General features: G+C 54.0%; 11 protein-coding genes. 3 read left to right on the forward strand and 8 right to left on the reverse strand.

The window, feature by feature from the left end; translation table 11 throughout:
• Window positions 1-55: 55 nt before the first annotated feature.
• A complete protein-coding gene (locus AC5Q5A_RS10735; RefSeq protein ID WP_493895253.1) occupies window positions 56-847 on the reverse strand; it encodes an SDR family NAD(P)-dependent oxidoreductase in 792 nt (263 codons plus the stop codon).
• Between the two features lie 192 nt (window positions 848-1,039).
• On the opposite strand from AC5Q5A_RS10735, the gene AC5Q5A_RS10740 reads away from it, so the two are divergent.
• Complete coding sequence (locus AC5Q5A_RS10740) at window positions 1,040-1,924, forward strand: YicC/YloC family endoribonuclease (protein ID WP_493895254.1); 885 nt, start codon at window positions 1,040-1,042, stop codon at window positions 1,922-1,924.
• A gap of 20 nt (window positions 1,925-1,944) precedes the next feature.
• Complete coding sequence (gmk, locus tag AC5Q5A_RS10745) at window positions 1,945-2,577, forward strand: guanylate kinase (RefSeq protein ID WP_063088361.1); 633 nt, start codon at window positions 1,945-1,947, stop codon at window positions 2,575-2,577.
• A gap of 23 nt (window positions 2,578-2,600) precedes the next feature.
• On the opposite strand, the gene rsmA is transcribed toward gmk, so the two are convergent.
• The 7 genes from rsmA to AC5Q5A_RS10780 all read right to left on the reverse strand — a co-directional run bounded on the left by rsmA (window position 2,601) and on the right by AC5Q5A_RS10780 (window position 12,196).
• On the reverse strand, window positions 2,601-3,470 hold the full coding sequence (rsmA, locus tag AC5Q5A_RS10750; RefSeq protein ID WP_493895255.1) for a 16S rRNA (adenine(1518)-N(6)/adenine(1519)-N(6))-dimethyltransferase RsmA: 870 nt from the start codon (window positions 3,468-3,470) through the stop codon (window positions 2,601-2,603).
• A 5-nt stretch (window positions 3,471-3,475) separates the two neighbouring features.
• Window positions 3,476-4,492 carry a 4-hydroxythreonine-4-phosphate dehydrogenase PdxA gene (gene pdxA / locus AC5Q5A_RS10755; RefSeq protein ID WP_493895256.1) on the reverse strand — a complete coding sequence of 339 codons (1,017 nt, stop codon included), beginning with the start codon at window positions 4,490-4,492 and terminating at the stop codon, window positions 3,476-3,478.
• A gap of 27 nt (window positions 4,493-4,519) precedes the next feature.
• Entirely contained in the window at window positions 4,520-5,800 is a 1,281-nt protein-coding gene (locus AC5Q5A_RS10760) for a peptidylprolyl isomerase (RefSeq protein WP_493895257.1), read from the reverse strand.
• Window positions 5,801-5,806: 6 nt separating this feature from the next.
• Complete coding sequence (locus tag AC5Q5A_RS10765) at window positions 5,807-7,975, reverse strand: LPS-assembly protein LptD (RefSeq protein ID WP_493895258.1); 2,169 nt, start codon at window positions 7,973-7,975, stop codon at window positions 5,807-5,809.
• A 21-nt stretch (window positions 7,976-7,996) separates the two neighbouring features.
• The gene (gene lptG / locus AC5Q5A_RS10770) at window positions 7,997-9,100 is read right to left on the reverse strand and encodes an LPS export ABC transporter permease LptG (RefSeq protein WP_493895259.1); all 1,104 of its coding nucleotides are present in this window, start codon (window positions 9,098-9,100) and stop codon (window positions 7,997-7,999) included.
• Window positions 9,097-10,215, reverse strand: coding sequence for an LPS export ABC transporter permease LptF (gene lptF, locus AC5Q5A_RS10775; protein ID WP_493895260.1), 1,119 nt, complete (start codon window positions 10,213-10,215; stop codon window positions 9,097-9,099). The genes lptG and lptF overlap by 4 nt, the downstream gene beginning before the upstream one ends.
• Window positions 10,216-10,429: 214 nt before the next feature.
• Window positions 10,430-12,196: an acyl-CoA dehydrogenase family protein gene (locus tag AC5Q5A_RS10780; RefSeq protein ID WP_493895261.1), complete on the reverse strand. Its 1,767-nt coding sequence runs from the start codon at window positions 12,194-12,196 to the stop codon at window positions 10,430-10,432.
• A gap of 381 nt (window positions 12,197-12,577) precedes the next feature.
• Here AC5Q5A_RS10780 and AC5Q5A_RS10785 point away from each other — a divergent pair, with 381 nt between their 5' ends.
• Window positions 12,578-14,080: a S41 family peptidase gene (locus AC5Q5A_RS10785; RefSeq protein WP_232308362.1), complete on the forward strand. Its 1,503-nt coding sequence runs from the start codon at window positions 12,578-12,580 to the stop codon at window positions 14,078-14,080.

Below are 14,080 nucleotides of genomic sequence, written 5' to 3' on the forward strand. Positions count from 1 at the left end.
AGAGTTTGGCTAAAAAGATAAAGGCGGCATCAATCTGATGCCGCCTTTTTACTTCCTAATGTTCGCCGTGGCTATCGGGCGATGATGTTTTCTTCGGGATCCGGGATGCCGCAAGATCCATCAACCATTGCGGTGTCATCTTAAGCATTCCGATAATCAGGTTCATTTGCCAGGGGAAGGCGATCATGCCCTTGTTGCGTTCAAGACCGCGCACGATCTTCTTTGCAGCCTTGTCGGCCTGCATGAAGAAGGGCATCGGGAAATCATTGGCATCAGTGATGCGGCTTTTAACAAAGCCCGGGCAGATGACATTGACCTTCACGCCATCGGGCGCCAACGCACCACGCAATCCTTCGCCGTAAACCCGGACAGCCGCCTTGCTGGCGCAATAGGCCGGGGCAGAGGGCAGTCCACGCCAGGATGCCTGGGATGCAACCAATGCGACCTGACCCCGTCTGCGCGCACGCATAACCTTGATCGCCGGATCAATCGTGTTCAGGACACCGCCAACATTGGTTGCAAAGATATCGCGAACCTGTTCTGGGCTTTCGCCAAGGCCACCGGTACCGGCCGAAATGCCTGCATTGGCGATGACGAGGCTGAGCTGCGCAATTTCATCGCAATGGGTGACATAGGCGTCCATGGTTTCGCGCGACGTCACATCGAGAACATCGGCATAAACATTGGCCCCGGCGGCGCGACAATCATTTTCCACCAGTTGCAAGCGCGTTTGATTGCGACCGCTGATAAAAAGGGTCACGCCGGTACGTGCGAAATGGCGGGCAAGGGCAGCGCCAATACCCGAACTGGCACCGGTGATCAGAATGGCATCGTACTGAAAAGACATTGTTGCTCGTACTGGGTTTTGAATTAAGGAAATTGATTTTTGCGGAACATGCTGCAGCAATAGGGCAGCATTATGAAATACGGCTTATGTTTACCATATTGTCGTTATCGCGTGATGATCGGTGTTCACCCTTGGCGGGACACGGGCCAATGGTTATAAACGCCCAAACACAAAAGCGAACTGGATGAAAAGATGACCGTTTCAAGCATGACCGGATTTGCGCGCGTTGATGGCGCGGCCGATGGGTTCGGCTGGACCTGGGAACTGCGCAGTGTCAATGGCAAGGGGCTTGATGTTCGCATGCGTCTGAATGGCGGGTTTGAGCGTCTTGAGGCCAAGGTGCGTGATGCGGTTTCCAAGCGGTTCAAGCGCGGCAATATGGGCGTGACCCTGAATGTTACACGTTCCGGTGATAGCAATGCCTATTCGGTGAACCGTGAACTGCTTTCCGAACTGGTCCAGATCGCCGAGGAGTTTGATAATACCAGCAGCCTATCGGCAGGAACGATTGCAGATCTTATGAATGTGCGCGGTGTGCTTGAGGCCTATGAGCCACAGGAAGACGAAGCAACCCGGGACGCCAATGACACCGCCGTGCTGGCAAGCCTGAATGATGCGATTGATCAGATGGCCGCCCACCGGGCAGAGGAAGGCGAGAAACTTGACGCCATGCTGCGCGGCCATGTCGACAACATCGAGGCAACTGTTACACGTGCTGAAAATTGCGAATCAGCGCGCGCAGACGCGATCAAGGATCGTCTGAAACGTCAGGTCGAAGAATTGATGGATGCGGGCAAGTTCGACCCCGAACGCCTGCATCAGGAAGCGGCGATCTTGGCAACCAAGGCCGACATCCGCGAAGAGATTGATCGTCTCAAAGCCCATATCAGCGCAGCACGCGATATGCTGACCAAGGGGGGCGCAATCGGGCGCAAGCTTGACTTCCTGTGTCAGGAGTTCAATCGCGAGGCCAACACGCTATGCTCAAAGGCCAATGATATTGAACTGACCAATTGCGGCATGGAGCTTAAAGTGATCATTGATCAGCTCCGCGAGCAGGTTCAGAACGTCGAATAAGCGGCAGGGAAGGAAACATCATGATCGATCCGCATAACCGCCGTGGCGTGATGCTGGTATTCTGTGCGCCGTCCGGTGCCGGGAAAACGACCATCACCCGTCAGTTGCTTGAAAATGATGACAAGATCTCCTTGTCTGTTTCGGCAACAACGCGTGCGGCCCGCCCCGGCGAAGAAGAAGGCACACACTACTTTTTCAAATCGGTTGATGAATTCAAACATATGATTGCCGATGACGAACTGCTTGAATGGGCAGAAGTGTTTGGCAATTACTATGGTACGCCGATTGGACCGGTTGAAAAGGCACTGTCGGAAGGCCGCGATGTGTTGTTTGACATTGACTGGCAGGGGGCCCGCCAACTGCGCGACAAGGGCGGTGATGACGTGGTTTCAGTCTTTATCCTGCCACCGTCATCGGGTGAGTTGGAACGCCGCCTGCGTGATCGCGGACAGGACGCCGATGACGTGATTATGAAACGCATGGCCAAGGCCGGTGCCGAGATCAGCCATTGGGAAGAATTTGACTATGTGCTGATCAATGATGATCTGGATCGTTGCATCGCCGATGTTCAACACATTATCGGTGCCGAACGGATCAAACGCGAACGCCAGACAGGCTTGCCGGGCTTTGTCAAAAAACTTCTGACAGACTGATACCAGATAGAAAAATGGCCGCTTTACGAAGCGGCCATTTCATCATGAACCTGTGTCAGGCGGACAAAATCCGCAACACTGAGTTCCTCGGCCCGGACAGTTTCCGTAATCCCTGCCTTCGCAAGCAACTCAGTTACATTGATGTTCAGGGTCTTGAGGCTTGCGCGCAGCATCTTGCGACGTTGACCAAATGCGGCCTGGGTAATTTTGGCAAGGCTATCCAAATTGATGTCTGTGCCGCGATCCGCCTTGGGGCGGAGTTGCACGACGGCCGAGGTCACCTTCGGCGGTGGGGTAAAGGCACTGCGGTGGACATCAAACAGGATGTCGCAGTCACAAAGATACTGACACAGGACGGACAGACGCCCATAAGCCTTGGTCTTCGGGCGGGCGACGACACGTTCGGCCACTTCCTTCTGAAACATCAGGGTCAGGCTGGCGAACTGATCAATCTGCATCAGCCAGCCAAGCAATAGTTGCGTGCCGACATTATAGGGCAGGTTGGCGACGATCTTGCGCGGGGCGGGGCCCAATGTTGTAACGTCGACCTCAAGCGCATCGCCATCAATGACGTGCAGCGCACCGGGGTAATGATTGCTGATCTGTTCCAGAACCGGTTGGCAGCGCGGGTCACGCTCGATCACGGTCAGGTTCTTCGCACCGTTGAACAGCAACGCACGGGTCAGGCCGCCCGGGCCCGGACCGATTTCAATCACGGTAGCATCATCAAGCGGTGCGGCCGCACGGGCAATGCGCCCGGTCAGGTTCAAATCAAACAGAAAGTTCTGGCCGAATTTCTTTTGCGCGGAAAGATCATGGGTTGCGATCACTTCGCGCAGCGGCGGAAGGCCATCATTGGCAAGCTTGCCAGTATTATCGTTGTCTTCTGACACGTCGGTCAGGCTCCTGTCGCAAGGCGTTTTGTTGCCATTTCTGCCGCCATCTTCAGGGCTGCAATCAGGCTGTCGGGGCGCGCGATGCCTTTGCCGGCAATATCAAGCGCGGTGCCATGATCGGGCGATGTTCTGATAAATGGTAATCCGAGTGTGACATTCACGCCACCATGGAAATCAAGCGTCTTGACCGGTATCAGGGCCTGATCGTGATAGGGGCAGAGCGCCACGTCGTAATTGGCGCGTGCCTCTTCATGGAACATGGTATCGGCCGGAAGGGGACCGATAACATCCACATCTTCGTCACGCAGTTGTTTGATGGCCGGGGCCATGATGGTTTTTTCTTCGGTACCCATCGTGCCATCTTCGCCCGCATGCGGGTTCAGCCCGGTAATTGCAAGGCGCGGCTTGGCGATCCCGAAGGCATTTTGCAGGGACTGATGCGTGATCCGGCAACGCTCGACAATCAGCTCAGTTGTCAGCTGTGTCGGGACATCCTTGAGCGGGATATGGATGGTTAGCGGCACCACGCGCAGTTTGCTGTTGGCCAGCATCATGACGGGTATTGTGCCCGGTCCGGCGAGCTCTGCCAAAAACTCTGTATGGCCGGGATGGCTGAAGCCCGCTTCATACAATGCGCTTTTCTGGATCGGGTTGGTGACGACGGCACTTGCTTTACCGGTAGTCGCCAGTTCTACGGCCTTTGTGATGCTCTCAATCACGACGCTTGCGGTTTTGGGTGATGCTACACCTGAAACGACTTCGGCAGCGCTATCTGTGATTTCCAGAACCGGCAGAGCATCGGTAAAGATGGACGTGGCTTCGTCGATTGTCTGGATCACGCGCACCGGAACATCAGTGCCGCTTCGGATGATTGCTTGAGTGATCATGCTGACAGGCGAGATCAGGCAAAATGGTGCAAGCTCATCCTGCATGCGACGCAGCCATGCCTTGATAGCAAGCTCGGGGCCAATGCCGCCGGGTTCGCCGATCGTCAATGCGATGGGGGCGCGTTCTGTCATCTTGCTATCGGGGTCCTGTAGACCGGATCAGATCCGGATATCAATAAATGCCTGACGGCGCAGTTCACGAAGTTTGCGACGTGCCAGAATATCAAGACGTTCCAACCGCAGACGGTTTTCAATGTCCTGACGGCTGGGCAGGTTGCTTTCTTCTGTGATGTTACAAATCATCACCATCAACGCACCGCCATCAACCTGAATAATGTTGGACGGTGTTCCTTCATCAAGGTTGGTGACGGCTTGGCGGATCGGGCCAGAAAGTTCGCCGGGCGAAATGCCTTCCATCTTGCCGCTCAGATCAGATCCAAGGTCGACAGCGACAGTTGCCATGGCGTCACAGCTATTTGCCGTTTCACGGGTGTTTTGCAGGACTGCGATTTTGGCGTCGATCTGGTCTTGCGGCATGTCACCACTGATCGGGACAAACAGCTGATAAAGGTCCAGTCTGGTGTCGGTAATAGCATCGGCGTCACCAACGCGGCGGTCCAGCAATTTGACGATGTAATATCCGCGGACGGTCTGGACCGGCGCACTTACGTCACCGGGTTGCAGCTGGTTGACCGCCTGCTGCAAGTCAGCCGACATTTCACCGGCATAAAGCCAACCAAGGTCGCCACCATTGGCAGCACTTGCACTGGCTGAGAACTGCCGTGCCAGACCTGCGAAATCCGCGCCCTTGTTCAGGGCATCACGGATTTCTTGCGCGGTTTGGTAAACACGTGTGCTGTCCTGCGGGTTGTCGACAGGCAGGAAGATTTCCTGAACGCGGTTACGCGGCTTGTTCTGGTTGCTGACGATGCGCTCAAGCGTGTCGTCGATCTCTGCTTCGGAAATCTGAACTTCACCGCGCATACTGCCAAGAACTTTTTGCCAGGCGACCTGCGGGCGGATCTGATTTTCAATCGTTCCGGATGCGATTTGCCGTTGCGACAGATACCTGTCGAGCATGCCGTCCGGAAGGCCGGCATTCTGTTCGATCATTGACTTGCCGCGCGCGATGTCTTCATCGGTGACTTCGATGCCACGACGCTCTGCTTCCTGCAGTTGCAGTTTTTCATTGATCAGTTGCTGCAGGATCTGCGGCGCCATCTCGTTGCTGCGCTGAGGTGTCATCTCGATGTTGGAGGACACGGCAACAAGTTTGATGCGTTCAACCAGATCAATGACTGAAATCGGATCATCATTGACCACGGCAGCAACGCCAACTGGCGACTGTGCTCGAACTGGTGCGACCATCATCGATAGTGTGACAGCAATCATCACAGCGCAGATTTTCAAGGACGTCGAAATCGAAATATTGGAAATCATTTTTACTTACAATCCGGCTGCAGATGCAAACTCGCCCAGGGTTTTGAAAACGAGACGGAAAAGGACTTCGTCAGATTCACCTAAATCCTGATCCCGATAGAAGGTCCGACGTACACGACCATCGAAGATGAAGCACTCATCTTCATAAACGAAACCGATACCATATTCCAAGGGGTCGGTTTCATCGAGGTCGTAGCGCCCATACGCTTGACCCGACCAGTACTGATTAAACTGACGTTCCGCGCGGAAGTAGATTTCCTCACGCTCGTCAAACTCTTCGCTGCCTGCTTCATCTGTGAAGTGTAGATACGTCGTATTCAGGCGTAACGTATCAAGTGATCCGACAGTCGCTGTTACCTGATTTCGGCGAGCAGAAAAATCGTCTTTTGAAAGACGGTAGCGATATGTCAAATCAAGATATTGGTTCGGGGCGACAGTCACTCGGCCAACATAATCTGAAAGATGCTCATCTAGTCCAGAGCCTCGGGCAAAAGTATCATTTTCATTTGCGCGGTAGCTTTGACCAAACATCGCGCTGGTATAGCCTCCTTGGGGACCGTAGATACCCCACTCAAGGCCATAACTTGCCCTGAAACCGTCTTCTGCGCGATCCAGGCCGCCAAACCTGTCGTGGGAGAACAGGTTGATATCGTCCAGTTCAAACGATTGCGAGTCCTCATTGGGAATCTCGTCAGGATTGCCGCCGTTCGGAGACCAAGCTGCCATGGCGATTGGAGTAATGACCTGTTGGTAGCTGCCTTGGTTGCTTACGAACGGCATTTGCCAATCAATCGCAGCCAATGGCAGCAGGCGTCCCGTATATCCACTGTAGTTTTCTCTATTAGTGCGAGATACGTCTGAGACGAGGTAGTTGTCACTTCGGACGGAGAGACTGAGTTTGGTGACATCACCCATTGTGCCGACGTGAGGGAGCTCCCAACCGGCTTTGGCAGACACACGATGCGAATTGGTACCCTCGTCGCGGGTCAGGGAGAGGCCATCCAAGTCCAAGGTTGTTATGCTACCGTATTTTGCTGGCACGGATTGTCCGTGAAACTGCAGATGCGGCAATACAATGGGGGTCGTGTCCCGATCATCATCACTCTTTAGGCCTTGGAAATAATATGCATCAGCGCGCGTGTAGCTGGCGCCGCGAAACCCCTCGGTAAACAGGTTCGAGGTCAGGACAGAAGGTGAGCCAAAACCATACCGTGAGAGATAGGTTTTTTCTGAGGCTTGTTCGGCGTCAAAGCCCCAACGCCACGTCGGATCGATGTCAAACCGTCCTTTGGCATCAATATGGCCTTGCCAGTCATCCTCTGTGTCTCTGGTAATGCTATTGACGACGTCGAATTCTCCGCTGTCCAGGCGCTGTCTGTACTCGGTTGCGAGGACAGGACCTTCATCCGTTGTGTAGGTTGGCGTGAAAGTCATGTCCTTGCTATTGTCGATCGACCAGTAATAGGGTTGGCTGAAGTAGCTTCCAACGTGGCTGGTGCTGCCGAATGACGGCGCAAGCAAGCCGGACTGGCGTTTCACTGTCGGGTCAGGATGCTGAAAATATGGGGTGTAGAGAACAGGAATACCTGCGACCTCCAGACGAGCGTCTTCGTATTCCACCGTTTTACTATCTGAGTCATGCAGGACGCGCGCTGCGCGGATGCGCCAAAGCGGTGTCGAGCTGCTGCCATTGTCTTCGCAGACTTTGCAGGGGGAGTACACGGCTTTGGCAATCTCGGTAAAGTTCCCGCCGCTGCGGCGGGCACCAGCTCCGGCAATCCGGGTGTTCTCATCCAACAGTACGTAAATATCCTGAACGATTCCTTCCTTGAAATCACCGCTCAGTTCGACATAGCTAGCGAAGGTGACTTCGCCCGTCGGTTCAGTGATACTGACATTTCCCGAAGCCGTGAGAACATCCTGGGATCTGTCATAGCTTACCGTGTCAGCAAGCAATATACGTCCTACCCGGGAAATTTCGACATTTCCACGCGCAGTGACGGTTTGGAGTTCCTGATTGTAATCGACCTCATCGGCACTGAACAGAATGGCTGGTTCCGGCGGAGGAACTTCTGAGCCTGTTGTTTGTGCCGTGGCTGAATGCAAACTCGCAAGACCGCCACCAACGAAGATCCCACAGCCCAGAATGGTACTGGTCACAAGTCTTTTTATCATTCCCCCCGCCATGACCATAGGCTAGCCATCCTCAAGATGTAGCAATGTAGTAACCCCGAGCAACAAAGAAATTCCAGCTGGAGCCCACGCCGACAAAATCGGTGGAATTCCGCCGGAAACGCCCAAAGCTGAAATCACGTCTGTGCAAAAATATAGAACGAAGCCAGATGCAACACCCCCACCGATAACAAGGGATGCGCGCCGACGTCGAGAAAATTTAAGGCAAAATGCAGCCGCGATCAAAACCATGGCACATAGAAGTAAAGGTCTCGACAACAGGCTGTGAAAATGGATGCGGTGACGGGTGGCGTTAAAACCGGCACGTTCAAGTAGTGTGATGAACGGCTTCAGGTCCCAGAATGACATTGTCTCAGGTGACGCGAAGCTGTCTTGTATCTTGCGCGTCGTCAGATTGGTGGGCAGCATCATTTCTTCTGCAAACGTGCTGGCCTGTCCGGGGACGAAGGTCCATGAATCATAGAAACGCCAAGTTCCCGGTTCGAGAACTGCCCGACCGGCATCGATCCGCATCGTGAAATCATCCGCATCTTCAAAACGGAAGATTGTCACGTTTCGAAGATCAAGTTGGTCGCCTTGCTGGTTGCTGACCGATCGCGCAAAAATAACAGCCTGGCCATCCTGCGTGCCTTGACGTAACCAGAGGCCGCTTGAAGACAGGTTCATGACACTTGCATTGTTCTGCAAATAGCGTGCTTCAAGCGTTTCGTACTTCTGAAGCAGGATTGAGGACAACGGATTGAGTGCGCCTACCTGAAGGCTGCCAAGAACGAGGGCGCATAAGATAGGTGGTAGCATGAACTGCCATGCAGAGACACCTGCCGCGCGCGTCACTACAAGCTCCTGATTTCCGGTCAGTTTCCAGAATGAAAACATCGACCCGAACAGGACGGCGAAAGGTAGGACTTTCTCCGTCATGAACGGAATACGACTGGTGGCCATTTGCAAAACAATGCTCACCGTGGCGTCCGGTTTATTGCCTGCACGACGAAGGAGCTCGATAGTGTCACCGATCAGGATCAGACCAATCAGCAGTGCAAGAATAGACAGGATTGAAATCAGGACATGCTTGCCAAAATACCATGTCAGAAGCGGTGAAATTCTCATGCTTCCGCCTCTTGGCTTATTGCGCGCCTTGCCTTGATAACAGGACCACGGAAAGTCCAGTAAAGCCCCAAGGCAATCGGTATCATTGCATTCATATACATCAATGGCACGAGCGACGGATTTTTGGCCGCAAGGTTTTTCATGGCGATACCGGCTGCCTGAAAAACTACCATGACACCAATTGCGAGCAACAATCTGCCGGTCTGACCACGTCTGGAGAAGCTGCTTGATACAAGCACAGCCAGTGCAATGCTGGCAAATGCGATGGCATTCAGTGGTGAGATCAGGCGGTCATGCCCCTCTGCCCGAAACGCATTTAGGTCTCTCTCAATTATGTCCGGGGGGACGGCAGTTAAGAGATTTTCAACGCTGCGTTCTCGCGCGTCTTGATAGCGAAGGCCCTCGTCGACAGCGCCTTGCGCGATATCAACCGCATAACGATCAAAATACAGGATCGACATGGTGCCGTCGTCGGCATTGACTTCCTGGCGGTTGCCATCAAGCAGAACAATGCGTGGCCCCTCGTCAGTCCTCAGCAAGGCGCCATGTTTGGCCATCATGGTCGTTTGGGCATCGGGATCACGTGCGTCATGCACCAGAATTCCCAGCAATTCGTTATCCCGACCGACTTCGCGAACATAAATGGTCAGGCCGTCAATGTCGGTGAAGCTGCCTTCCTGCAACAGCACCGATGAAAAATCATTGCGGATCGAGAATTGCAGTTCCTTGAACTGCGTGTAGCTGTAGGGAAGGTAGAACAGTGTCAGGAAATAACAGACTGCCGTCGACAGAAGTGCGACAATCAGGGCTGGCTTGGCGAGTGCCCACTGGCTCAATCCCGCCGAGCGCATGACGATGAGTTCGCGGTCCTGGATCAGTTTGTTGTAGGTAAAGACAATAACGAAAAACAGGGCGATCGGAATAATGATCGTCAGAAAGCTGGGCAGCAGCAGGGATGTCAGCTGCAAAAAGACGGAGATCGATAAGCCCCGATTCACAATCATTTCGACAAAGCGCAAGCTTTGCGATAGCCAGATCACACACATAAGTCCCAGTGTGACAAAGACCATCATGATCAGCTGCTGTTTGAGCATATATCGGGTTAAGCGATTCATTGGGCGGATTATAGACAAGCAATCAAAAACCGAAACAGGAAATTGTCGTCAAACCCGTTCAAATCTTGCGGGATTTCCGAATGTTGGTCGGTTGGTGTCGTTAAGATCGGATGGGTTGAATAGGGGCACTAAAAAAGTCGCACCACCGTTCTGCCTTTGCGGCGATGGTGCGACGTCGTCATGATCAAAAAGCGCGGCAAAAATATGACTGTAGTTAAAGCAGTTCCGTTTCCGTGCAATTCCTGATCTGTGTTGCCATGAAAGCGGCCTCAGGCAGGAGTTGAGTGAAAAAGAACATGCAGCTTTTTGTCTTAGCCTTGCGCACGTCTTCCGGCGTTTCGGCGTTATTCACAGCGCCAAGCGAGCGCAGCATCAACCATCCGGAAATGCAAAGCGCGGCCTGACGCAAATACGGGGAGGCAAGTACTTGTGCCATATCAGCATCCGCGACACAGCGTTCCAACACGGACTCCGTAGAATTTTCGAGATCGGTAATGGCGTGATCCAGTTCACGGCGTGCCTTGGCGAGGTCGCTTGTTGCATCGATATCTTTCAGGCCGTGGGTCGTTTCCTTGATATCTGCAAGCATTGCTGTCAGTGCGGTCGCCTGATCCCCAAGCACCTTGCGCCCAATGAAATCAAGCGCCTGTATGCCATTGGTTCCCTCATAGATCGGGGCAATGCGGGCGTCACGAAGGTGCTGGGCTGCCCCGGTTTCTTCGATAAAGCCCATGCCGCCGTGGATCTGCACGCCAAGGGATGCGTTGTCGACCCCGAGATCAGTCGACCAACCTTTGACCAGCGGGATCAGGAGGTCAGCACGCGCCTGTGCTGCCGCGCGATCCTGCTTGTCAGAAAGGTGGTGGGCAAGATCAAGCTGGGCGGCGGCATAGAGCGAAAGTGCGCGTGCGGCATCGGTTGAGGACCTTATGCGCATCAACATGCGCTGCACATCACCGTGGACTGCGATCGGTGTCTCTTCGCCGGTTTTGGCATCTCGTCCCTGTTTGCGTGTGTTGGCATAATCAAGGGCTTGCTGATAGGCACGTTCGGATATGGCGATACCCTGTTGGCCAACGGCAAGCCTTGCGTTGTTCATCATGGTGAACATATAGGCCAATCCCTTGCCTTCTTCGCCAACCAAAAAGCCGGTCGCACCGCCTTTGTCGCCAAACTGCAGAACCGCCGTAGGGCTGGCATGAATGCCAAGCTTGTGTTCAAGCGACACACAGGTGACGTCGTTGCGTGCGCCGATTTCACCACTGTCCGAGACCAGATATTTGGGAACGATAAACAGTGAAATGCCTTTGATACCGGCCGGGGCATCGGGTGTTCGGGCCAGAACAAGATGCACGATGTTCTCGGTCATCTCGTGATCGCCATAGGTAATGAAGATCTTCTGGCCGGAGATTTTGTAGCTGCCATCCTCTTGCAAAACGGCTGTGCTGCGTACTTTCGAAAGGTCCGATCCGGCTTGCGGTTCGGTCAGGTTCATGGTGCCGGTCCATTCACCTGATATCATGCGCGAAAGATACAGTTCACGCTGTTGTTCTGATCCATGGGCAATAAGGGCCTCAATCGCACCGGATGTCAGCATCGGGCAAAGCGCAAAGGCCATGTTTGCCGCCTGCCACATTTCGGCAACCGCCGCGCCAAGCAAGATCGGCAAGCCCATGCCGCCTTCTCTTTCCGGGGCGGATATACCTTGCCAGCCGCCTTCACAGAATTGCGCATAGGCCTCGTTCCAGCCCGTCGGTGTGCGAACAGTACCGTCCTCAAGAAGTTTTGCGCCTTCCTTGTCGCCAACACGATTGAGCGGGGCGAGGACGGAGGCTGAAAATTTCCCAGCTTCTTCAAGGATTGCGTCAACCAGATCCGCACTGGTTTCACCATAGGGCGGCAGGTTGGAAACCGTATCCAGACCAATCACGTCATGGATCAGAAAACGGATATCTGAAATGGGGGGCGTAAAGTCGCTCATAAAAAAAGACGTCTCCCTGAAATGTGAGCCGCCCGCTCGGAACAGTCGGCTTTTTGCCAACCTTGTTTTATTGCCTCGTAGCATAACGACCCGATCCCGCAAGATCGAGTCTGATTCGTGCAGTTGGGCGACAGGACGCATTCAACATTGGTTTAAGTCACGCTTTGTGGCTTTCACACTGGCGAAATGACAAAAGACTACCGATATGTCCCAAAGACCCTAGTTCGATGCCTTAAACAGGTAAAAGTTGCGTGATCTGGCATCTATTATTTGCCAAGGGGTCGCCAATCGAAAAGAGGCAGGCTAGACTTGTCGTTGTTCAAGGCCACTTGATGTTCAATATGCATTTGGTCAAAAAAATCGAAGGACAGGAGCAAGCTGTTGCTGCGTAAAGGAATATTGCCAATTTTGTTTGCGGTGGTGATTTCGTTCGCCGGGACAAGACTGGTGGCCTGTGCCGGACCGGCATGGCCAAGCGATGAAGAACGCAGATTTCTGGACGCTTACCGCACCAGCGTGACCGCTGGCGCGAGCGAAGAACAGTTTGCCCATGCCGACAAGCTTTACGTCGAAGCACTTCAGGTCCTGTCGGAAACCTATGTCGAGCAAATTGATCGCGTGGCGTTTGTTGATAACAGCATTGCGATGTTGGGCGACCTTGAAACCGATGACACTTCGCCGATCGGTGTGGTTGGTGCCGTGCTTGATGATAGCTTGCATGACCTTGATCCGCACAGCGCGTATATGACCGACGATATGTTCCGCCGCCTGCAGGAAAGTACCGAAGGCAGCTTTGCCGGTGTCGGGATCGTCATTGCCCTTGATGATGAAAAGCGCATCCGGATTGTCTCTCCGATTGATGATACGCCGGCGGCACGCGCCGGTTTGCGACCGGATGACCGAATTACACACATAGATGGCTACCAGATGGTTGGCGAACCGATTTCAGAGGCCGTACGTCGGATGCGTGGCCGGGTCGGGGATCCGGTGACCCTGACCATCCAGCGTGTCGAAGACAGTTTTGATGTCACGGTGAAGCGTGCCCGGATTGAGGTGCCCTCGGTCACGGCAAGCATCATTGATCAGGATATCGGTTATATCCGGGTGTCGCGGTTTGACGCGACCACACTCGACCAGACGCAGGAATATTTGCAGGAACTCGAAGACCGCATTGCATCGCCGCGCGGCATTATTGTCGATTTGCGCCGTAATCCGGGTGGGCTTCTTGATAGTGCGGCAGACATCGCCGATCAGTTCCTGACAGAAGGTCTGATCGTCGCCACCGAAGGACGTGGGGAGCGCAAACTGAGGAGCTACGAAGCCGACCGATCCGATTTCTTTGAGAAAGTGCCAATGGCAATCCTGCTTGATCGCGGTTCGGCATCCGGTGCAGAGCTGATGGCAGCGGCCCTCCGTGAAAACGGTCGCGGCATCATCATCGGGGAGCGGTCCTTTGGTAAAGGGTCGATGCAGCGCATCATGCCGCTGACGTCTGGTGGTGGGCTTAAAATCACCACCGGTTACTACACCACACCTGAGAACCATATTGTGCAGGGTCATGGTGTGATTCCGGATATCGAAATTACGCTGGCGGATGCCGAGGAATTCGAACGCGAGATTGATCTGGAACACGCACTGCCCTCGCGCCGTCGCGATCCGCGTCAGTCATTGGCAACCCTTGAGGCCACCAGTTGCGAACAGGACATCGAGATCGAACGCCTCGGTAAATCGAGCCGCGAGAATCTAGAGGAAAATCTGGCAGACGGTGAGGGTGAGAAACCCCTTCGCGATTCCGTTCTTGAATGCGCGGTGGGCTATTTCGATAAAGGGCCGCTGGCAAACTACCGCAATCAGATGGAGCCGCTGCTGCGCGCAGGTCTCTGA

The organism is Thalassospira sp. CA1 (genome assembly GCF_059052855.1).